The following is a 22078-nucleotide window of genomic DNA, read 5'->3' on the forward strand; positions in this document are numbered from 1 at the left end:
ATGAACTTCACAATGTCATTTTCTGAGCTTATGCCTTTAGCTCCTGTGATGATCGTTGCTTTAACAACGATCGTCGTGATGATTCTTACTGCAATTAAGCGTAACCATAACTTAATTGCAACAGCATCAGTGGTGGGCTTAAACCTTGCAGCAGCATATGTACTCTTCACAATGTTCGGTGGTGCTTTTAAACCAGCGAACGTGATGGGTATGTTTATGGTGGATGCGTTCACCTTGCTGTACCAAGTAATTATTCTAATTGCTGCTTTGGCATGCTGTACTCTGTCGCATGCTTATATTGAAAGCTATAAAGATAATCGTGAAGAACTGTATATCTTAATGTTGTCATCAGTGACTGGTGCAATGTTAATGGTGGCAAGTTCTCACTATGCATCGTTCTTCATTAGCCTTGAGTTGATGTCGATTCCTGTATATGGCTTATTGGCCTATACACACCAGCGCTCTAAGTCTTTAGAAGCGGGTGTGAAGTACTTGGTGCTTTCAGCAACAGCTTCGGCAATGTTGTTGATGGGTATGGCTTATATTTACGCGTACACAGGTTCAATGTCGTTCTATGACAATGTTCAAGCGTTAATGCAAAACATCCAACAGCCAATGGTACTTTTAGGTTTAGGCCTGATTGTTTTTGCTGTGGCATTCAAACTGTCTTTAGCGCCATTCCACAAATGGACACCAGACGTTTATGCAGGTGCACCAACTCCGATCGCAACTTTCCTTGCTACAGCTGCAAAAGTAGCGACGATTGGTTTGTTTGTACGTTACATCCTAACATCAGGTGCGATTCTTGTTGACTCAATCGTGACGATCTTAACCGTGATTGCGGTATTATCGATCTTGGTGGGTAACTTCCTTGCAGTGAAACAAGTGAACTTGAAACGTATCTTGGCATACTCTTCAATTGCACACTTTGGTTACTTGTTGATTGGTTTAATCAGCATGACGTATGCAAGCCTTGGTAACGTATCGGTCTATGTGATCACTTATGTGTTAACCACGATTGGTGCGTTCGGTGCTGTTGCATTGATGTCTAGCCCATACAACAACGTAGACGAAGCAGAAAGTTTAGCGGACTACCGCGGTCTATTCTGGCGTCGTCCAGTGTTGACTGCCGTATTAACCGTGATGATGCTATCGCTTGCGGGTATTCCATTGACAGCGGGCTTCATTGGTAAGTTCCTTGTAGTCATGGCTGCGGTAACGACTCAGCACTGGTTCCTTGCTGCGATGATCATCGTTGGTTCTGGTATTGGTCTGTACTACTACCTCCGTGTGATGGTTGTTATGTACATGACACCACCAGATGCACCTCGTGTAGATGCTGTGGATCATTGGGGCCAAAAAGTGGGTGGTATTATGGTGCTTTTAGCTGCGGCAGCAGTGCTTGTGATTGGTATCTATCCAGATCCAATTATCAAGTTAGCACTTCAGTCAGAGATTCTATCTCCAATCCACTTTATGCTTTCTCAACAGCACTAATTTTTAAAAACGTTTCGTTTTAACAAAAAAGCCTCCATGAATTGGGGGCTTTTTTGTTTTTATCGCACGATAAAAAGCTTTATAATGTAAGGAATTTTATTTTACCTTTTAGGTGCTCTCCCGTGGCTATCCATGAAATTCGTCATCCACTGATTCGTCATAAGCTTGGTCTTCTTCGTCGTGCCGATATCAGCACTAAAAACTTCCGTGAGCTGGCTCAAGAAGTGACCATGCTGTTGACCTATGAAGCGACCAAAGATTTACCTGTTTGCGACCATGAAATTGATGGTTGGAATGGTAAAGTAACAGTAGATCGCATTGTGGGTAAAAAAATCACGGTTGTACCAATTTTACGTGCGGGTATTGGCATGTTAGATGGTTTTTTAAACCTGATTCCCAGTGCTAAAGTCTCTGTATTGGGTTTAGAGCGTGATGAAGAAACGCTTGAAGCACGTACTTATTACAAAAAGTTAGTTCCAGATGTACAAAACCGTTTAGCGATGATCATCGACCCAATGCTTGCAACGGGTTCTTCATTGGTTGCTGCAATTAATGTATTGAAAGCAAGTGGCTGTAAAGACATCCGTGTGATGGTGTTGGTTGCGGCGCCTGAAGGTATTAAACGTGTTTTGGATGCGCACCCAGATATCACTATTTTCACGGCTTCAATTGACCAAGGCTTAAATGCCAATGGTTATATCGTGCCGGGTCTAGGCGATGCGGGCGACAAAATCTTTGGTTCAGTTCAAAAAGATTAAGATTGAGCCCCAGCAAAAAGAGGCTTTTATAGCCTCTTTTTTATATACTACAACAAAGCGTGTACATATTAGGATCTGTTTATGAAGGCCGAGCAATATCAAGGAAAAGTTAAGCAATATAACGCTGACAAAGGTTTTGGCTTTATTTCCTCACCTGAAGGCGACGTATTTTTTCATATCTCGGATTTTCCTGCAGACTCAGGTGAGCCGAAACGCAATGAACGCGTGAAGTTTAATGTGGTTGAAAATGGCGATCGCTATAAAGCGATTAAAATTGAGCGGGTTGAAGATAACTCTACCAAAGCCAAGAAGTCGAAAGTCTCAAGCCATAATAAATCGATCACCACAGACTTATTGTCTAATTTTAGACGCTAAGTCAGCGTTGATTCAGAGTTCAATCGTGCAAAGATTAATCTTTGCATTTTGAAGCAAAGAGGCTTTTTAGCCTCTTTTTTATTGATTACAATACGAAAAATACAGTTGAATAGAGCAGATTATGTTTCTGAAAGGGAAAATCAAAAGCTTTAGTACCTCACGTGGTTTTGGTTTCATTGAGGTGGAAGGGGATATTGATGATGTGTTTTTTCATATCAAAGATTTGCCACAGCACAACATTGAGCCCAAGCTTGGTGAAGCACTTCAGTTTATGATTGTAGAAGGCCAAGGCAAGTTTAAGGCTGGGAATATCCAGCGGCTTGGTCTGACCTCAGAAAGCAAAGCAACGACATCACCCAATAAGAAAAAAGTGCGTACCCAAGCCTCACCACGTTACCATGAGGCAGGTCATAAAAGTACCCTTATCACCGTGATTGGGATCATTATCGTCGCGGTATTGGGCTTTTTGACCTATGGGAAATATCAAAGTTATAGTGCAGAAAAACAGCGTAAAGCTGAACAGTTGATGCTCGAGCAACAACAGATTGTAGAAGAACAGCGTAAAGCTCTAGGAAAGTTACCCGATCAAATCCTTTCTGAGCAAGGGAAGCGTAATTTAGATGCAGGTCTACACCAGACCAATCAACCCCGTTCTGAACGTGTGACTGAAAGTATTGATAAACAAAATGGTCGTTTACCTGTCAGTCCAGGGCAGTTTAAATGCGATGGGCGAACCCATTGCTCTCAAATGCGTTCTTATGAAGAAGCGCTATACTTCTTAAGGAACTGTCCAAATACCCAAATGGATGGGAACAATGATGGTGAACCTTGTGAGCGCCAATTTGGGAAATAAAAAAAGCACCCTCGGGTGCTTTTTGCTTACTTATTTTTCGCAGAATTTCATAAAGGCTTTGAGTCCTGGGCCTTGGTACTTCTGACGATGCACCAACATGAACAGTGGACGCGTTAGAGACCAGAACGGAGTATCAAGTACCACCAACTGGCCTTTTTCGCGCAAAGGTTCCGTTGCCAGTTTTGAAATGCATGACATCCCTAAACCACCTGCCACGATTTTTAAAATCGCTTCATTATGACCCAAGGTCAGACGGATATTGGCATCAGGCAAGTCTTTCAAAATAGCATTATCAAATACTTCACGTGTACCTGAACCTTCTTCGCGCAAGATCCACTCGACCGATTTAAAGTCTTCAGGCGTTAATGTGCGATTTAACTGCGCCAAAGGATGTTCTGGTGCACAGCAGACCGCTAATTCATCGTCCCGCCAGTGAATACATTGCAGTTGTGGCAAGTGACAAGAGCCTTCAATCAAGGCCAAATCCAGTTGGAACTGATTCACCGCCTCAATCATTTGACGGGTGTTACCAACTTGCAGTTGTAAATGGGCTTGAGGCTGAATTTGTAAGAAATCAGCCATTAGGTCAGGCATGAGGTAGTCACTGATGGTCAGGGTTGCACCCAAACGCAAATCAATGCTTTGTAACTCACCTTTAGCGGCTTGCTCGAAAGCATCACAGCGACCCAAAATTTCTAAAGCTTGTGGCAGCAGGAAACGACCCAGATCATTGAGCTGAAGACGCTTACCTAGACGGTCAAACAGAGGAGCTCCCAAACCGTCTTCTAGATCTGCTAAAGCCATACTCGCAGCACTCTGGGTGAGTCGAACCGCATCACTGGCTTTGGTTACTGTGCCTTCTTGAGCAACTGCTACAAAAACCGCCAACTGGCGTAAAGTCATGCGCATGAATATAGCCTTAACATTTAAAAAATATTAACAAATTATGTGGTCATGCTAACATGAGCAACGTCTTTGATGCCACGCTGAAATCATGTCAATTGAAAAATTTAGCCTAGAAAAGGTTTTATCCGTACACCGTTGGACCAATACACTTTTTAGCTTCACTATGACGCGACCTGCACATTTTAAGTTTACCGCAGGACAATTTGCCCGTATTGGCATCAAAGTGGGTGATGAATTGGTGGTTCGAGCGTATTCGGTGGTGTCCTCTCCCTTTGATGAAACTTTAGAGTTTTTCTCGATTGTGGTGCCTGAAGGTGCATTTACTTCGAACTTACAACACTTAAAAGTCGATGACGACATCTACCTCGAAAAGATCCCGTACGGCTTTTTGACTTTGGCGCGTTATCAACTGCCGTTACCAAAAGATTTATGGTTACTGGGCACAGGCACAGGGCTGGCACCTTTTATTTCAATGTTACAAGACTTTGAGACGTGGTCGAAGTACGAGAGCATTACTCTGGTCTATAGTGTACGTATAGCCTCCGAACTGGCGTATGCAACACGTATTCAAGAAATTGCAGAGACTTTTGGTGAAGGGCATACAGGCTTTAAGTTTGTGCCGATTATTACCCGTGATCCGCATGCGCCATTGCATGACCGCTTACCTGTACTGATTGAAAATGGTGAGCTTGAAAAAGCAGTTGGTTTGAGTCTCAACCCAGAAACCAGCCATGTGATGCTGTGTGGTAACCCGCAAATGGTTGAAGACACCAAAGAAGCCCTGAAAGCACGTGGTCTGACCATGAACCGCCGTGGTGAAGGAAATATTGCGGTCGAAAACTATTGGTAAAGCTATTTCACTCAATAAAAGGCTCATCGAATGATGGGCTTTTTTTCACTCAAAATTTGAATCACTCAGATTTTAAACTTGGCTCAAAGAGAGTAGCACTGCTTGTACGCTCAGATCGCGCTATAATTTCTCCTTTGTATTGGATTGGATGGGTTATGTCTTCAGCGTTAAAAACGACGGCTCAGCCAGAGGCGAGGCTTAGCCCGCAGCAGAAAAAATTAAATCGCTTAATTGACCAGATTGAACAACAAAAACAAGAACTGGCAGCATGGAAAAATGCGCAAGCCGATATTCAAAACTATACGCGCAGTAAGCTTTTACCTGTGTATAGCGAGTTACACACGGTTTTATTTGCACAGCTTGATACTCTATGGAATCACTTAGCCAGCGATGGCTTTAGCAAAGTTGATCTGGCGCAGATTGACACCAAAATAGCCGCTTTAGCCAAGATGCTAAGAAAATCACAAATGCTAACTTCAGCGCAGAAAGAGCAAGTAGAGAAAATTGATACTTTCTATATGCAGCATGCAGAGCATATACGCTCGAAGAAAACCAAAGCGAACTCAATACAAAATCATGACCTCGCTGAAATAGTAGAACAAAACGTGGATGTAGACTGGGAAAATTATGAATACGATTCTGCCCAATATGAAGCAGAGCGAGAACGTGCCAAGCAGTTAAAACAACAAGAAAAACGCGAGCAAGCCGCCAAAATGGCAGCGCAGTCACTGAAAACGGTGTATTTAAAAATTACCGCGATGATTCACCCTGACCGTGAACCTGACGAAACGAAGAAGTTAGAGAAGACCGAACTTTTGCAGACGGTCAATGAAGCTTACGCAGAGCAGGATTTATTTTATCTATTGAAACTCCAGTTACAGCTAGAGACCAATAAAGGCCTAAGCTCAAAAGCTTTAAGTTCGGAACAAGTGAAGTTTTATCAGTTGTCTTTGGAAGCACAGAGTCAGAATTTGCAAAGCCAGTTAGTGGTGATCTTTGCGTCTTTTCACTTGAGCAGTCATATCAACACCAAACAGCTCAAAATGAGTGATGTGTATAAGGTGATAGATAAGGATGCTGCTGAGTTAAGGCAGCAGGTGAAATGGGAAAAGGAACGTTTAAAGCATATGAAAAAGGTGAGTGGGGTGGAGATGTTGTTGGGGCATGGGGTTTTATGAGATAAGATTTTACTTTTTAAACAAATAGTCGTAGGCATGCTTTCTGTTAAAATATTGAGTCAAATCGCATTTGTATTGAAATAAAGTCATGAGCATTTTAGATTTAAGTTTGTATCAAGAAACTGAAAATTTATCTCCACAACAAAAAAAGTTTAATCGTCAGATTCAAAAAATTGAGAAATTACAACTCTCTTTGGTTGAGTGGCAACAAGCACAACAAAAAGTACAACAGGATGCAAGTGTTGAACTCTTGCCATTATATGTCCAATGGCACCAAGTTTTATTTAGTCAACTAGAGGTACTTTGGCAATATAAACAATCGCATAAATTTGCTAAAACCCATTTAGAGCGTTTAGATGAAAAAATCTCAATTTTAGTGAGTCAACTGTTAGATAATCCCAATCTGTCTGAAGAGCAACATGCATTGACCATCGTCATTGCTCAATTTTATAAAATTTTAGAAGACCGTGATCATTTGCTTACCTCACAAGTAGAGAATACAGAAGATGATTTTCATTCAGAGTATGATGTTGATGAAATGATGCAAAAACAAGTGATGAAAGAAATTTTTGCAGATCAATTAGGTGTGTCTGAGGACTGGATTGACTTTGATTTTGATCTCGAAAATCTTGAAGAGTTTATGCAAAAAGTAAAAGAAAAGTTTGATCGAGAGGAAGCTGATTTCATTCAAAATCAACTTAATGATCATGAACGTGAGGCATATCAAAAGTTTGCAGAAAAAGAAAAAAAGAAAATTTTAAAGAAGCAAATGCAACTTGAAGATGCAAAAAAAATGGCAGGGCAGTCATTAAAAAGCATTTATTTAAAAATTGCCTCTATGATCCATCCTGACCGTGAACGAGATGAGCAAAAACGTATAGAGAAAACTGAGCTTTTGCAGCAAGCAAATACTGCACTTGAAGAAAAAGATTTACTTACGCTGTTAAAGTTACGTGCTTATACAGAACAAGGTGATCAAAAACTAGCAGTTAAAATCGCAAATGAACATTTGAAATCTTATAATCTATTGCTAGAAGATCAAATTGAGCAATTGCAAATTGAGTTAGATCACATTATTTACTCATTTGATTGGGAAAGCTCAGGTTTTTATAAACAGACTTTTAAACCTGCTGATTTGGCAAAGAAGTACCAATATGATTTGACAGAAATTCGAAGAAAGCTATTGCAAGATGAACAGTGTTTAAATAGTTATAAGGATTTTGATTGTTTAAAAAACTTACTTAAAAATAGAGCATTCGGCTGGTCATTTAATTTTTAAAGTGGGTTGAGCCTGTAAATAATTTTGTGTAATTGATTTTCATCAATTAAAGGTGATTGCTTAGGGGCGGTCAACAAATTCAATAATAAAGCGACTCATGGCTAAACGCCATGAGCTGCACAGCAGCGCAAGATAAGCGTATTTCACTTTTTAGACGCTGCATCACAATTGCTAGATAAATCACGTTACGCACAGCATCTCCGTTGGAAAGACTTTACGCTTTTTGATCGATTAGCGTATTTTCCATCTTTAATGACTTGATTGCTTTGGTGGCGTAGATGGCTTTGCATATCTATAATAAATAAGCAAAAAAGTAAAAGCCGAGCATGTGTATATGAAAAAGCTGAGTGGGGTGGAGATGTTGTTGGAACATGGGGTACTTTGATTTTCCCTCACCTCCTTGCGGACAGTATGTGATTGCACCGTATATTGTGGATTTTTACTGTCATGAAATTGGCTTGATCATTGAGTTGGATGGCAGTCAGCATGGAACTAATGATCTCATGGCATATGATGTTGAACGAACCAATTTTTTTTAGAGGCTTTGGGCTTAACTGCCGTGCGGTACTGGAATTCTGATGTGTTGGTGCTGACGGATGGGGTTTTGGAGGATTTGTGACAGGTGTGTTTTGAACTGAAAGTAAATCAATAATGTAAGCTCCTTCTCCCTTTGGGAGAAGGCGGGGGAAGAGGGTCGGTTTAATAATGAAAAAATTAAAAGCACCTTTCCCTAGCCCTCTCCTAAAAGGAGAGGAAAACAAGCTTTTAAATTTACAAGGTACAAGTATGTAGTTTATTTATTGAAAACCAATTTTTTCCTTAATAAATTCAGGTAAAAACTCTGGGTTTGGTGGAATATCCTTTCCAATTTTGACTTCAATTTTTTCTTCAATCTTCTGAATCAATGTTGTATTGTTATTTTGTGTTAAGTATTCTTTTAATTCATTACATAATCTTTGAGAAAACATTGAGTTAAAGAATCTTTCTATATATAGACAAATTGTATATTTATTTGGTTCAGTTAAAGTCAGTGGGAATTCTAATTTCTTAGCTTCTTCATGATTTGCATTATATTTAATCCTATAGAGTAAATTTAACTGCTTTCTTTGTGCTACTTGAATTTTGATATATTCATCAAGTAATTCATATAAATTATTTGCTAATTCATCATTATAAATATTTTTCTCAATTAATTTATCTATATGACTACATAAAATAGCTGAAAAGCTCATAAAATCTATGTCATTTATATATCTACAATGGTCTTGTACAAGTAGAGGGAAGTTTGGACTTTGTTTAAAAATTAAGTCTAAAAGATACTCATCAAAATCCATCTGTAATGGGGTTATGAGATAATTTTCTTCTAATGTTTCTTTCAGAAAATCAATTACATCAGGAATTGAGAACCCTAAATTATTGGTTAAGCCAATTTCATCTAAAAGTTCACCAATATTATTATATATTTTAGGAGTTTTAATTAAATTAAGAGACATGCGACATTGGTTGTATTCTTTTAATAAATTAAAACGTGAAGGGCATTTCATTAAAGATTTGAGAAATTTTTCAATTATTTTCGTATCGTGATATGTATAGCACAGATTGGCAATTAGAGTTAATATCCGCTTTTTTGCAAATGATCATAGAAATTAAAAGTAATAAGATTTTCTAATAATTGGTCAAGATTTTCTAATAGATATATAGATTTATCTTTATTATCACAAATATAAATTATCTTTATAGATTCTACAATGTTTTCATAAATATTAGCACAGTTGATGAGATGAGTAAAATGAAATACTATTCTAGAAAAATTATTGTATATGTATGTTGAATATTCAAAATTGTATTTTATTATGCTTATTGATTTTATATATTCAATAAATTCTTTAATATTCTTTTTTCTATTTTTTTGCTTTTTAGTAATTTTCTTAAATATCTTATTTCTATTTGACTCATATTCTTCATAATGTAAAGGTTGTGGAATCTCTCTTTCTAAAAAAATTCTTGGTGTATTTGCTAATAAGCTGAAAATTTCATGTTCAAATAAAATAACAGTAGGAGTTCGATTAGAGGTTAACCTAATGTTTAAATTTTGGATGTCTTTTTCAATTGTAAAATGATCTTCGCCTGTAAGTAAACTAACTTTATTTTCTAGTAGTTCCGTATCTAACTTGGTCAGAGGTAATTGTTTTCTATCGAATTCATAATCTATCATCATAGTAGATTGTACAATAGGATAGGATAAAACATGTTTGTGACTAAAAGCTTTGCCATTATTTCCTGTATATGGCTGTGTCCATGTTGGAAAGCATGAAGCAATATTCTTATCATCATGTACAAAATACATCAAACGTATAATTTTAGTTGGATCTGATTGAATATTACAGTAACCGATTAATTGATCATTTTTAGAATTTTCCAAATCTAAATTTTCTAAACCTTCTTTTATATACTCAATTAATTTTGTTTCATCTGTTTCTTCGGGAAATAAAGTTTTCCATAGATAACCAGAAATATAATATTTATCTACTGCTAGAGTTGCTGATGCAGCACGTTTATTGAATAAGGTTCTTGGTAATTTCGCTGTTAATACACCATTTTGTAGTTCTCGAACATAGAACCAATCCTCATGTAACGAGGAATTGTAGTTGTATAAGTGCGCTATAGTTGGGTGGTTTTTTAAGAAAGACTCAAAGCCATTTTTAATATGTAATCCACTAGTTAAAATTGACTTTGTTTGACCATTTCCAATCGGTTGAGTGGCAAACTCACCATCAATAATATGTTTTAAAGCTCTCTTAGATAAATAATATTTTTTCCCGTTTACTGCATCAAATTCTAAAGTCATAGTTAATATAAAGGGCTGAATAATCAGCCCTTTATACTACAAATTTGATTAAATTAACAACACATTAAAGCGCTGCAATTTGCTCCATATTCGCTTTAATTTTCGCTAACTGGTCAGCAAACTCAGCAAGTTTCACTTTCTCACCTTCAACTACAGCCGCAGGTGCTTTAGCCACAAAACCTTCATTGGAAAGTTTGCCTGCAATGACGTCATGTTGCTTTTGCACTTTGTCCAAGTCTTTCTGTAAACGACCTAATTCTGCTTTCGGGTCAATTAAACCTTTCATAGGAACAAAGACAGACGCATGTCCAACCACAGAGGAAGAAGACAATGGAGGTTGTTCGCCATTCGCCAAGAACGTAATGCTTTCAACTTTCGCCAAGGCTTTAAACAACGCTTCAATACGTGTGATCTGTGCTTTCTCAGCTTCCGTTGTGTTTTGTAGAAGCACTGGTAATAGACGTGCATTACCTAAGCCCATTTCACCACGGATGTTACGTACCGCACCAATCAAACCTTGAAGCCATTGCATATCTGCTTCAGCCTGTTCGTTTACACGCTCAGGATTGGCAACAGGGTACTGCGCCAGCATAATAGTTTCGCCAGAAATACCGAGTTTCGGTGCAAGCGTCTGCCAAATTTCTTCAGTCAAATACGGCATAAGCGGATGTGCAAGACGTAAAGACGCTTCCATGACTGCAAGGAGTACACGACGAACTTCAGCTTTACGCTCAACCGATACGTTTTCATCATTCAGAACAGGTTTTGTCAGTTCGACATACCAGTCACAGTATTCATTCCAAATGAACTCGTAAATCGCTTGTGCAGCCAAGTCTAAACGATAAGTTGCGAAAGCTTGTTGTACCGCTGCTTCTGCTTTTTGTAGACGGCTTACGATCCACTGTTCAGGTAATTCCCAAAGGTCTTGACGAACTTCGCTACCAATTTCTTGATTTTCACAGTTCATCATCACGAAACGAGTTGCGTTCCAGATTTTGTTGGCAAAGTTACGGTAGCCTTCAACACGCTTCATGTCGAATTTGATGTCACGACCTGTGTTGGCAAGTGCACAGAAAGTGAAGCGAACCGCATCTGTACCATATGCTTGAATGCCTTCTGGGAACTCTTTACGGGTCGATTTTTCAATCTTCGCCGCTTGTTTCGGGTTCATTAGACCAGTCGTACGTTTTTGTACCAAAGTCTCAAGGTCTACACCGTCAATCAAATCGAGTGGGTCAAGCACGTTGCCTTTCGACTTCGACATTTTTTGACCTTCACCATCACGGACTAAACCGTGAACATAGACCGTTTTAAACGGAACTTGTGGCGTACCATCTTCATTTTTCATGAAGTGCATCGTAAACATAATCATACGAGCAACCCAGAAGAAGATGATGTCAAAACCAGTCACCAATACATCCGTTGGGTGGAAGGTATTGAGGAAATAGTTTTCCGCATCTTTCTTGGCATCGCCAGTCCAACCTAAAGTTGAGAACGTCCAAAGTGCAGAAGAGAACCAAGTGTCGAGTACGTCTTCATCTTGGCTAAGCGCAACATCAGCAGGGATGTTATTTTTCTCACGGACTTCCACTTCGTCACGACCGACATAGATGTTGCCTTCAGCATCGTACCAAGCTGGGATACGGTGACCCCACCAAAGTTGACGAGAGATACACCAGTCTTGAATGTTGTTCATCCATGCCATGTACATGTTGCTGTACTGTTCAGGCACGAATTTGATACGACCATCTTGAACCGCTTCAATGGCAGGTTGCGCCAATGGTGCAATTTTCACATACCATTGATCCGTCAATAATGGCTCAACGATTACCCCTGAACGGTCACCACGAGGTGGTTTCAAGGTGTATGGTTGAATTTGATCTAACCAGCCTTCACTTTCTGCTTGTTCAACCAGTTTTTTACGTGCTTCAAAACGCTCTAAACCAATATAGTCCGCAGGGGCAGCAATGGTTTTCGAGATTTGTTCACCCGCTTTCGCGATATATTCAAACTCAGCCAATACTTCTGCATTTTTATTGAAGATATTGATGATAGGCAATTCACAACGCTTACCGACTTCATAGTCGTTAAAGTCATGTGCAGGAGTGATTTTCACACAGCCTGTACCGAATTCTTTATCGACATATTCATCTTTAACGATTGGAACAGCACGGCCTGTAATTGGCAGGATAATGTTTTGACCCACAAGGTGAGTATAGCGCTCATCATCCAGTGCCACAGCAACAGCGGTATCACCTAACAATGTTTCAGGACGTGTGGTCGCAACAACGATGTGGTCTTTACCATCATGGGTACGTAAGTTTTTATCTTCAAAGAAGTATTTGAAGTGCCACAGTGAACCTGCTTCTTCTTTATCCGACTCAACTTCTAAGTCAGAAAGCGCAGTTTGCAGTTTTGGATCCCAGTTTACCAGACGTTTGCCACGGTAAATCAAACCGTCTTCGTGCAGTTTAACGAACACTTCTTTGACGGCATTGGATAAACCTTCATCCATGGTGAAGCGTTCACGAGACCAGTCGACTGATGACCCTAAACGACGGATTTGACGGGTGATGGTGTCGCCTGATTGCTCTTTCCATTCCCAGATTTTTTCGATGAATTTTTCACGGCCGAGGTCATGACGACTCACACCTTGAGCACCCAACTGACGCTCAACCACCATTTGCGTGGCAATACCCGCATGGTCGGTACCCGGTTGCCATAAGGTATTTTTACCTGACATACGGTTGTAGCGTGTTAAGGCATCCATAATGGCATTGTTAAAACCATGACCCATGTGCAAGCTACCGGTGACGTTTGGTGGCGGAATCATGATACAAAATGACTCACCTTTTTCAGAGGGCTTGAAATAGCCACTCTCTTCCCAAGTTTGGTACCATTTTTTCTCGATCTCGGTCGGATCGTAAGTTGTAGCGATATTTTGCGCTGAATCAGTCATAGTTCAAACAGTTCAAAAGTAGATAAAAAATTGCATCTATTGTAGCAAAGAAATCGCAAATGGGGGTATGTAAAGCAAATGCGTTGATCTAGCAATTGCGACATGATGCAGAGCGCTTTATGATGTGTCTAAACCTAGAGTGCGCTTTGTTCGCAGTAAAAATCAAAAAAAGGGGGATCACTATGACTTATCAAATATCATTAAAATTAAAACCTGAAACTCACCAACGCTTTGCCCACATTCATCAACAGCTTAATGCAGGCGAAAGCCAAAGCCTTGCCAAACCTTTGGGTGAGGTTTTAGCGGATATTTCATGTGAAGTGATTGATCAAGTCTTTGGTGATCTTGCACGCTTGTCTACCTCAGGCGATGGGGAGTCTGAGAAAATTATTCAGCATATTGTGGACACTATGCGTAAGTACATGCCGTGGTCCGTGTCGTTTTTTTCAAATGACCGTCTAATTCCAATGGTGAATTATCTAGAGCAAATGATGTATGACACCGAGAGCATGCATTTTTGGTGGTGTTTCAAAAAGTATGCTGAAAAAAAGCAGGTTGAATTTTGATAAAATAGAGAAATGCAAATAACTCTAGAAATCAAATGTCCAACCTGCCTCAGTGACAGTATAAAGAAAAATGGCATCAAAGTAGATGGGAAACAAAACTATCAATGCAAAGACTGCAAACGTCAGTTTATTGGTGACCATGCTCTGAGCTATCTAGGATGTAATTCTGGCATTACTCGTAAAATATTACAGTTGATGGTCAGAGGCAGCGGTATACGAGATATCGCTGAAGTTGAGCGCATTAGTATCGGTAAAGTTTTACGGACTTTAACTGAATCGACCTATCAAATTCAGCCTAAACAAAGTCATTATGAATCTCTCGAAGTAGATGAATTCTGGACTTTTGTTGGAAATAAAAATAATAAACAATGGCTTATTTACGCCTACCATCGAGAAACAGGTGAGATTGTTGCTTATGTTTGGGGTAAGAGAGATTTAGCTACAGTCCAACGGTTGAAGACAAAGCTTAAACAATTAGGTATTCATTACACCCGAATTGCAAGTGATCATTGGGACAGTTTCATCACTGCTTTTAAAAACTGCAAGCAAAGTATTGGTAAGTTTTTTACCGTAGGTATTGAAGGTAATAATTGTAAAATAAGGCATAGAATTAGGCGCGGTTTTAGAAAGAGTTGTAATTTCTCCAAAAAGATTGAAAACCATTTTAAAGCCTTCGACTTAACCTTTTTTTACATCAATAATGGTTTCATTTAATGTCAGCATACTTTTTGAAACACCACCGCATTTTTTAAGCTACCCAGTCGAAAAAACCTTAGTTACCGAACTTTTGGGTTGTGCGGAACAGATGGAAAAGGGCAATAACAGTTATGTTGCTCCAGCTTTGAAGGTATTTACACAAATTGTCGATCAAGGGGTGACCAGTCTGGTCCGTGAACCCAAAAAAATGCTTAAATTTAATCTGGTGGTCGATAAAACACTAAATGGGGTGATTAACTTAACGACTCAGTTGGGCTATAAACGTTTTGATAAGTTAGGGCGTATCTATGATGCGCAGATGATGAGTCAATATTTCGATCATTTCCTGACTTTTTTAAATGATCAATCTGCAAATAAAACTTCGGTATGAGGCAATAAGGACATGGCACAGTTAAACAGTTTAGACGCTAAGGTGGTGTGGATTACGGGGGCATCTTCTGGGTTAGGTGAAGCACTAGCCAAAGAGTGTGCTTTACAAGGGGCAGAGGTGATACTCACGGCAAGACGGTTTGATGAACTCGAAAAAGTCCGTGTCGGGCTGCTCAATCCAGATCAACACATTTCCATTTGTGCCGACATTACCGATGAAGCTCAAGTTCGTCATGCCTATGAGCAAGTGCTACAGAAAAAAGGTCGAATTGATTGGCTGATTAATAATGCGGGTTTAAGCCAACGTGCCTTGATTGCTGATACCAGCATGCAGACTGAACGTGCGATTATGGAAGTGGATTATTTCTCACAAGTGTTTTTAACCAAAACCGTTCTGCCGACATTTTTAGCGCAAAAATCTGGCCGTATTGCTTTTGTTTCGAGTGTTGCGGGGTTGTTGGGGACGCAGTACCGTGCCAGCTATTCAGCAGCCAAGGCTGCCATTCATATGTGGGCAAATAGCCTGCGTGCCGAAGTGGCCAATGAGGGCGTAGATGTATCGGTGATTTTCCCAGGCTTTGTTAAAACCAATGTCTCGTTTAATGCTTTAAATGGCGCGGGTAAACCACAGGGTCATCAAGACGAAGCGATTGAAAATGGTTTAGAACCCGATATTTTTGCGCAAACGGTGGTGAGCGCTTTGATTAAAGGTGAAGAATACATCGTAGTCGGTGGACGTAAGGAGAAAATGGGGGTTCTGGTGTCTCGTTTATCGCCTACCACGTTGTATAAAATGATTCGTAAGATGAAAGTGAAGTAAATTTAAAAAGGCAGGAGGAAAGTCACTTCCACCTGCCTTTTTGGGGGGGGATGTTGTTCCCATATTCCCCTATGCTTTGATCATAGGTATCTACACAATTTCCGAGCTTTGCGTTAAATTGAAGAGCATGCTCTTCAATTTAACATCTCTGGTCTGGATCAGCGTCTTGTCAAACGTTATAACAGCCTTGTAAAACTCAATATGAATCCTCTTGCTTCACTTGCTCCCGCAATCAAAGACCTGGCCTCTACCCAAAAGTCGAGTTTCTCAACTACACAGGCTGTTTGGCGATTCCTGAATAATAATAAAATCTCTTTTAGTCAATTAAACCAGCCGATTAAGCTTCTTGCATGCGAACAGATCAAGACATCACCGCATCAGTATGCATTAATCGTTCATGACTGGTCTCAACTGCAGTATGTGAAGCACAGTCATAAGGTTCGGCGTCTTCAAAGAACAGAGGCGAATTCAGGCTATGAATTGCAAAGCAGTTTACTTGTCGATGCGTCATCAGGGCTCCCAATTGCGCCATTAGCTCAGACGCTAACAGATGCATCCGGCTGTTATTCCACATTCAGTGAACAATACAGCGAGCGCAAGTCCCATTTGGACTCACTCGCAGAACAAATCAAAACGATTGAACAGTATCCGATTGAGAAAACAAAAGTCCATATCATTGACCGTGAAGGAGACTCGATTGCCCACTTGAGGGAAATCAGCAGCCATGGTTTCAAATGGTTGATTCGGGCCAAAGAAAGCCATCGGATTGAGCATCAAGGGGAAACCTACAAAGTTGCAGAAGTCGCAGAAAAAGTAGTAACTCAGCAAGTTAAGCCGATTGCTTATAAAGGAAACAGGCATATGCTGCATGTTGGAGAAACCGATATTCGGATAACGCGTGCAGCAAAACCGAAGAGAAAAGATGATTTAGGCCAACGGGTTGCTCCCCAGCCAGGCAAGGCAGTTACAGCCAGATTAATTGTTGCTGTGGTGAAAGATGCTCAAGGTAAAACAGTCGCGAGATGGTCGCTGATCAGCAATGTTTCTTCAGAGATTGATGCGGTAGAATTAACCACCTGGTATTACTGGCGCTGGACAATTGAGTGCTATTTCAAGCTTCTGAAGCAGGCAGGCCATGACGTTGAATCATGGCTTCAGACCACACCTGCAGCGATTTTAAGACGGCTCCTGATCAGCAGTATGGCGTGTGTACTGACTTGGCGAATACAGCGTTCTGAAGATGAACAAAATCAGAAAATTCGTATATTTCTGGCCCGTCTTTCAGGCCGACAGCAGAAGAGAGGTAAGTTGGAAAGTGCACCTGCAATATTGGCAGGACTTTCGATTTTACTGAACACTCTTCAACTGCTCTCAGAATATTCAATAGATGAACTGAATGAAATCGCAACAATTGCATTAGGTACATCAAGATGTGTAGATACCTATGATGCTTTGATAGGGGGGGGGGAGAGCTGTACTACTTACTGATTTTATTTAAATAGTTAAAAACAATTCCGCATTTTTCCCACGTACTTGCCAAGACATACAGCGCACACCGCCGCCCATATGACAGACATTAAAAGACTGTACTGGAACAACAGTACGCTTCGTTACGCTACGAATTTGTTGTAAAGCGACAGCATCCTCTTTAATCCCAAATTGCGGGAAGTAAATCCGTTCAGGCGTCACCAGCATATTGGTGTATAGGCCACATGCAGAACCAAATTTTTCATCGTAGATTTCGCTGCCATCATAAGGGGTGATGATTTCACGAATTTTAACATTGGGAATGCCGCGCTTTAAATCTGCTTTGAGTTGCTTGGCATAGTCGGGATCTTCAGGGTAGGAGTTAATCACCAAGGTATTTTGGTCGACAAAGCTTACTACGCCATCGGCATGTTCCAAGCCCCCTTGTTCATCGGCTTCAATGAACGCAATCTGCTTTGCACCCGTCAGCGCCATGAGTTTCTTACGGGCTTCGCTTTCGGTGAGCTTGTTATCCGCTAGGAATTTGGTGCTGAGGACGACATTACCATAACCATCTTCCACCCAGTTTCCGCCATCATTCAATAGTTTCCTTTGCGAAAACTGTAAGCCAGCCTTTTGGCTGTAGTACTTAAATTCGTCTTGCACTTCATCTGAAATGGCCTGACCTTTTTTAGCGCCACCTTGTCCTGCCGCCGTGTAGCGGAACATGACGGGTTGAGCAGGATTGGCGCTGGTGAAGTCGCGCATCCAAATGTCATGCATCGGTGCGATTGCCACATGCTTGTTGCCCAAAGCTTTTACATAGTCGGGGTAGAGGCCTTTGTCCGTCAGAACAACGACATTGTCTCCGTTTTTAATAATTTTTTTTTGCATAATCGACGTGAAAATCAAAAATATCATCAATCATTTTTGCATAGTACGCATCATTACTTTGAGGCGATGCCAGTACAATTAATTCAGCTTTGGCTACACGTGCAATCATGCTGAGTACAGCCATACTTATTTTCAGTGCTAAAGATTTCATTATCTGTGACCTCTTTGTAGTGTAGGTGAAGTCCATTTTTATTATGTTTAGTGTAGAGAATTATGCTCTAGTGAGTAATCACCAACCGAATGTACGATAGAAGGTGAGCGAGCATGAGCTATTTTGAACGCTCATGCTATTTGAGTTTAGTGAATGGATGATTGGTCAATAGTCGCTGTTTAAGGATTTTGAATGGCAGTCCCATAAGCAAAGACTTCAACCATACCGCCTTGCATGCCCATTTCTGTGGTCGCCAGTCGCATACAAGCAATATGCGTTGCGCCGTGCTTTTCCGCTTCAAGTTTGAGTCGGACGATAGCTTCACGACGGGCACGATCGATGACACTTTCATAGCTGGTGAGTCTACCCCCAAAAAAGTTTTGCACGGTCGCCAACACATATTTGAAATAATCATGAGAAATCACAACATTGCTACTGATCAGGTGCCCAGGCTGCTCGAAGCTTACTTTGCGTAAATTACCCACGGTAATGTAAGCAAGACGCTTCTCATTCTGTTCAAGCTGCGCCAAATGTTTGCGTTCATTGTAGCGACCAAAGCTAAAACCGACGCTAAAGAGCACCGCAAAGATCAGCAGTTGGAAAACTAAACTTTCCATTGCTTAGGCCTGTGTTGGAAATGGATCGGGGAGATGGTTGTCTAACGGTGTGACACGGACTGCAGTGCCATAAACAAATAACTCAGATGCACCTTGGGCAATATTTGAGGTTGAAAAACGAATACCTACAATGGCATTGGCCCCTAAGTCTTGTGCTTTTGCAATCATACGATTCATGGCTTCTTGGCGGGATTCTTCTAAAAGCTCGGTATAGGCAGTGAGCTCACCACCGACAATATTTTTTAACCCTGCCAAAAAGTCGCGCCCGACATGTTTACTCCGAACCGTACTGCCATAGACTACATCCAGTTGTTGAGAAATGCGATGTCCAGGAACAGACTCAAGGTTACTTAAAAGCATAATTTTGTAAGCGTCCGCTGAACACACCTTATGAATTCGTCCTATAAGCCTTAATTTAGTCCTCACTTAAAAACAAGTGGGAACTTAAATTTATGACTACAAATAACCAGACATCCATCGCATCTCTTACGATAAAACGAAGAACATATAGTGCTGAATTTAAACAGCAGATCGTTCAGGCGTGTAAAGCATCGGAGGTTTCAATTGCTTCGGTCGCTTTGCAACATGGATTGAATACAAATCTTGTATCCAAATGGATTCGCTTAATTGATGCTAAGCCAGGGAATGATCGCTCACTACTACCGAATAAACCTGCATTTATTGCCTTATCTTGCTCTGCACCATTAGATCCTATTTCTACTGGCATGTTAACGGTTCAAATTACTTTACCCCACTCAAAAGCAGAAATTGGCTTGAAATGGCAAGTATCAGAAATATCTGCTTTAGCAGAATTACTCAAGGCACTTACAACATGATCCGTATCGATGAAATCTGGTTGTCTACCCAGCCCATGGACATGCGTGCAGGTATGGATACGGCCATGGCTCAGGTGGTGAGAGCCTTTGGCTACATCAAACCGCATTGTGCTTACCTGTTCTGTAATAAACGTGGCCATCGCATGAAAGTGCTGGTACATGATGGACTGGGGATCTGGCTGTGTGCTCGGCGGTTGGAACAGGGAAAATTTCACTGGGCTAAAGTTCACCAGGGTGAAAGCGTAGCCCTCAGCCCAGAACAGTTACAGGCACTGATCCAGGGTTTGCCTTGGCAGCGCATTGGACGACAGCAAGTGGTCACAATGCTCTAAACTAGCTTGGTCCAAGTTGCTATTCTCCAAACGTTCTATTTCATTCTTCTCATGACCTCAGGCATACTGCGGTCATGAATACACTGCCTGATTTAAGCCAACTGACCCATGAACAACTGCTGGAATTTACTAGACAGTTGGCAATGCAACATCAGTCTCTGGCACAATCAAACCAGCAATTAGATGCCAAAGTTCAGCATCTTGAAGTATCCAATCTGCAATTAGATGCCAAAGTTCAGCATCTTTCCATTCTCAATCAAAAATACGAGCATGAACTTGCGCTGTTTAAAAAGCACAAATTCGACAGTAAAAACGAACATCTCACCGCAAAACAAATCCATCTCTGGGATGAAGCGGTCGAAGAAGATATTGCCGCTGTTGATCTGGAACTGGAACGGCTGAATGCAGATAAAACTGATGCAGCGACACACAAAGCCACAGTCAACAAACCTAAACGTCGACTGCTGCCCGATCATCTACACACCATCCGTATCGAGCATGAACCAACATCAACCCAATGTGCTTGTGGCTGCACCTTGCGTCGTATCGGCGAAGATATCAGTGAAAAACTACATTTCAGACCGGCACAGTTCTATAAGGAACAGCATGTGCGTGGCAAATGGGTCTGTGATCAGTGTGACACACTGACTCAGCAAGCGATGCCCGCCTATGTGATTGATAAAGGCATTGCCAGTCCTGAACTGCTTAGCCATGTGTTGGTCTCGAAATACGCAGATCATTTACCGCTGTACCGTCAACGTCTGATCTATCAGCGGGCGGGAATCGAGCTTTCTAGATCAACTTTATCTGACTGGATAGGTCGCTGCGGTGTAGAACTGGAACCTCTGGCCAATGCTTTAAAAGAGGTGGTGCTGCAACAGCGGGTGATCCATGCCGATGAAACGCCGGTCACCATCATGCGGATGAGTGATGATGAGAAAAAACCGAAGAAAGGTTATGTCTGGGCCTATGCAACAACCCAATATAATCCAATTCAAGCCGTGATTTATGACTTTCAGGATAGTCGTTCAGGCCAGCATGCTGAAGTGTTCCTGAAAGACTGGCAGGGCCATCTAGTCTGTGATGATTACAGTGGTTATAAAGCACGCTTTAAATCAGGCCAAGTCATTGAGGTGGGCTGCATGGCGCATGCTCGTCGTAAATTCCATGAACTGCATGTGACCAAGAAAAGTCAGGTCGCTGAACAGGCCTTAGTGCTGATTCAGAAACTGTATGCCATAGAAGCAGAACTCAGGAGAAAGACCGATGGTACAGCAGAACAGCGCCGCGAATACCGACAACAGCATAGTCAACCGGTGATGCAACAACTGTATGAATGGCTCAACCAGCATCAACTGACGGTGCCATCGAGTTCTCCAACCGCCAAGGCCATCAATTACACTCTGAAGCGTTGGCCAGCTTTAAGCCGCTATCTGGATGATGGCAATCTACCGATTTGCAATAATTGGGTGGAAAACCAGGTGCGGCCTTGGGCGTTGGGACGTAAGAACTGGTTATTTGCAGGTTCGCTGCGTAGTGGTCAGCGAGCGGCAAACATCATGACTTTAATCCAGTCAGCAAAGCTGAATGGGCTGGATCCGTATGCCTATTTAAGTGATGTGCTGAAAAGATTGCCGACCCATAAAGTGACCCAAATAGAAGAATTGCTACCACACCGCTGGAAATCCAACTCAAATTAAAAAATAGACATGGGGTTCAGCGGACGCTTACATAATTTTCAATATTTAAATGATTTGATTATCTTTGAAGATAGGAAAAAGCCCAGCAAAAAGCAATAAAAAAGCC

The 22078-nt window shown here is 41.0% G+C and carries 21 protein-coding genes and 3 pseudogenes; 16 read left to right on the forward strand and 8 right to left on the reverse strand.

Features of this window, described 5'->3' with window-relative positions:
* The 4 genes from nuoN (at position 1) to AC4MDD_RS04245 (ending at position 3483) form a co-directional block, all read left to right on the forward strand.
* The gene (gene nuoN / locus AC4MDD_RS04230; RefSeq protein WP_005400347.1) at positions 1 to 1497 is read left to right on the forward strand and encodes an NADH-quinone oxidoreductase subunit NuoN; all 1497 of its coding nucleotides are present in this window, start codon (positions 1 to 3) and stop codon (positions 1495 to 1497) included.
* Positions 1498 to 1619: 122 nt separating this feature from the next.
* Positions 1620 to 2255 carry a uracil phosphoribosyltransferase gene (upp, locus tag AC4MDD_RS04235; RefSeq protein ID WP_005400348.1) on the forward strand — a complete coding sequence of 212 codons (636 nt, stop codon included), beginning with the start codon at positions 1620 to 1622 and terminating at the stop codon, positions 2253 to 2255.
* Between the two features lie 81 nt (positions 2256 to 2336).
* Positions 2337 to 2630, forward strand: a complete 294-nt coding sequence (locus AC4MDD_RS04240) for a cold shock domain-containing protein (RefSeq protein WP_058870137.1) — start codon at positions 2337 to 2339, stop codon at positions 2628 to 2630.
* Between the two features lie 121 nt (positions 2631 to 2751).
* The gene (locus AC4MDD_RS04245) at positions 2752 to 3483 is read left to right on the forward strand and encodes a cold shock domain-containing protein (protein WP_490792172.1); all 732 of its coding nucleotides are present in this window, start codon (positions 2752 to 2754) and stop codon (positions 3481 to 3483) included.
* Between the two features lie 30 nt (positions 3484 to 3513).
* On the opposite strand, the gene gigC is transcribed toward AC4MDD_RS04245, so the two are convergent.
* The gene (gigC, locus tag AC4MDD_RS04250) at positions 3514 to 4392 is read right to left on the reverse strand and encodes a LysR family transcriptional regulator GigC (protein ID WP_004695408.1); all 879 of its coding nucleotides are present in this window, start codon (positions 4390 to 4392) and stop codon (positions 3514 to 3516) included.
* Positions 4393 to 4477: 85 nt separating this feature from the next.
* On the opposite strand from gigC, the gene AC4MDD_RS04255 reads away from it, so the two are divergent.
* The 4 genes and pseudogenes from AC4MDD_RS04255 to AC4MDD_RS04270 all read left to right on the forward strand — a co-directional run.
* A complete protein-coding gene (locus tag AC4MDD_RS04255; protein WP_490792171.1) occupies positions 4478 to 5239 on the forward strand; it encodes a ferredoxin--NADP reductase in 762 nt (253 codons plus the stop codon).
* 155 nt (positions 5240 to 5394) lie between these two features.
* Positions 5395 to 6417: a molecular chaperone DnaJ gene (locus AC4MDD_RS04260; protein WP_491882350.1), complete on the forward strand. Its 1023-nt coding sequence runs from the start codon at positions 5395 to 5397 to the stop codon at positions 6415 to 6417.
* Positions 6418 to 6505: 88 nt separating this feature from the next.
* Complete coding sequence (locus AC4MDD_RS04265) at positions 6506 to 7696, forward strand: molecular chaperone DnaJ (protein WP_491882351.1); 1191 nt, start codon at positions 6506 to 6508, stop codon at positions 7694 to 7696.
* A gap of 407 nt (positions 7697 to 8103) precedes the next feature.
* Positions 8104 to 8315 (forward strand): annotated as a pseudogene (locus tag AC4MDD_RS04270) (endonuclease domain-containing protein); the annotation flags it as partial.
* A 178-nt stretch (positions 8316 to 8493) separates the two neighbouring features.
* On the opposite strand, the gene AC4MDD_RS04275 reads toward AC4MDD_RS04270, so the two are convergent.
* The 3 genes from AC4MDD_RS04275 to AC4MDD_RS04285 form a co-directional block, all read right to left on the reverse strand.
* The gene (locus tag AC4MDD_RS04275; protein ID WP_078426494.1) at positions 8494 to 9189 is read right to left on the reverse strand and encodes a hypothetical protein; all 696 of its coding nucleotides are present in this window, start codon (positions 9187 to 9189) and stop codon (positions 8494 to 8496) included.
* Between the two features lie 119 nt (positions 9190 to 9308).
* Positions 9309 to 10544: a hypothetical protein gene (locus AC4MDD_RS04280; protein ID WP_491882352.1), complete on the reverse strand. Its 1236-nt coding sequence runs from the start codon at positions 10542 to 10544 to the stop codon at positions 9309 to 9311.
* Between the two features lie 64 nt (positions 10545 to 10608).
* Positions 10609 to 13503: a valine--tRNA ligase gene (locus tag AC4MDD_RS04285; RefSeq protein WP_491882353.1), complete on the reverse strand. Its 2895-nt coding sequence runs from the start codon at positions 13501 to 13503 to the stop codon at positions 10609 to 10611.
* A 182-nt stretch (positions 13504 to 13685) separates the two neighbouring features.
* Between AC4MDD_RS04285 and AC4MDD_RS04290 the strand changes: the two are divergent.
* The 5 genes and pseudogenes from AC4MDD_RS04290 to AC4MDD_RS04310 form a co-directional block, all read left to right on the forward strand.
* Positions 13686 to 14021 (forward strand): annotated as a pseudogene (locus AC4MDD_RS04290) (hypothetical protein); the annotation flags it as partial.
* Between the two features lie 60 nt (positions 14022 to 14081).
* Positions 14082 to 14783, forward strand: coding sequence for an IS1-like element ISPa14 family transposase (locus AC4MDD_RS04295; protein WP_219349264.1), 702 nt, complete (start codon positions 14082 to 14084; stop codon positions 14781 to 14783).
* 28 nt (positions 14784 to 14811) lie between these two features.
* Positions 14812 to 15156 (forward strand): annotated as a pseudogene (locus AC4MDD_RS04300) (hypothetical protein); the annotation flags it as partial.
* A 12-nt stretch (positions 15157 to 15168) separates the two neighbouring features.
* Complete coding sequence (locus tag AC4MDD_RS04305; protein ID WP_491882354.1) at positions 15169 to 15975, forward strand: SDR family NAD(P)-dependent oxidoreductase; 807 nt, start codon at positions 15169 to 15171, stop codon at positions 15973 to 15975.
* A 201-nt stretch (positions 15976 to 16176) separates the two neighbouring features.
* On the forward strand, positions 16177 to 17463 hold the full coding sequence (locus tag AC4MDD_RS04310; protein ID WP_491882355.1) for a transposase: 1287 nt from the start codon (positions 16177 to 16179) through the stop codon (positions 17461 to 17463).
* A 6-nt stretch (positions 17464 to 17469) separates the two neighbouring features.
* On the opposite strand, the gene AC4MDD_RS04315 is transcribed toward AC4MDD_RS04310, so the two are convergent.
* The 4 genes from AC4MDD_RS04315 to AC4MDD_RS04330 all read right to left on the reverse strand — a co-directional run bounded on the left by AC4MDD_RS04315 (position 17470) and on the right by AC4MDD_RS04330 (position 19464).
* A complete protein-coding gene (locus AC4MDD_RS04315) occupies positions 17470 to 18336 on the reverse strand; it encodes an agmatine deiminase family protein (RefSeq protein ID WP_491882356.1) in 867 nt (288 codons plus the stop codon).
* The gene (locus AC4MDD_RS04320) at positions 18317 to 18487 is read right to left on the reverse strand and encodes a hypothetical protein (RefSeq protein WP_228740204.1); all 171 of its coding nucleotides are present in this window, start codon (positions 18485 to 18487) and stop codon (positions 18317 to 18319) included. The genes AC4MDD_RS04315 and AC4MDD_RS04320 overlap by 20 nt, the downstream gene beginning before the upstream one ends.
* 179 nt (positions 18488 to 18666) lie before the next feature.
* Entirely contained in the window at positions 18667 to 19104 is a 438-nt protein-coding gene (locus AC4MDD_RS04325) for a YbjQ family protein (RefSeq protein WP_491882357.1), read from the reverse strand.
* Between the two features lie 3 nt (positions 19105 to 19107).
* Complete coding sequence (locus AC4MDD_RS04330) at positions 19108 to 19464, reverse strand: YbjQ family protein (RefSeq protein WP_005400360.1); 357 nt, start codon at positions 19462 to 19464, stop codon at positions 19108 to 19110.
* A 92-nt stretch (positions 19465 to 19556) separates the two neighbouring features.
* On the opposite strand from AC4MDD_RS04330, the gene tnpA reads away from it, so the two are divergent.
* The 3 genes from tnpA (at position 19557) to tnpC (ending at position 21972) form a co-directional block, all read left to right on the forward strand.
* Positions 19557 to 19940, forward strand: a complete 384-nt coding sequence (gene tnpA / locus AC4MDD_RS04335; RefSeq protein WP_490752644.1) for an IS66-like element accessory protein TnpA — start codon at positions 19557 to 19559, stop codon at positions 19938 to 19940.
* Entirely contained in the window at positions 19937 to 20272 is a 336-nt protein-coding gene (tnpB, locus tag AC4MDD_RS04340) for an IS66 family insertion sequence element accessory protein TnpB (RefSeq protein WP_004642106.1), read from the forward strand. The genes tnpA and tnpB overlap by 4 nt, the downstream gene beginning before the upstream one ends.
* Positions 20273 to 20346: 74 nt before the next feature.
* A complete protein-coding gene (tnpC, locus tag AC4MDD_RS04345) occupies positions 20347 to 21972 on the forward strand; it encodes an IS66 family transposase (RefSeq protein WP_201949790.1) in 1626 nt (541 codons plus the stop codon).
* Positions 21973 to 22078: the final 106 nt, after the last annotated feature.

The sequence above is a fragment of the Acinetobacter sp. CAU_H_29a_1 genome (genome assembly GCF_058599505.1).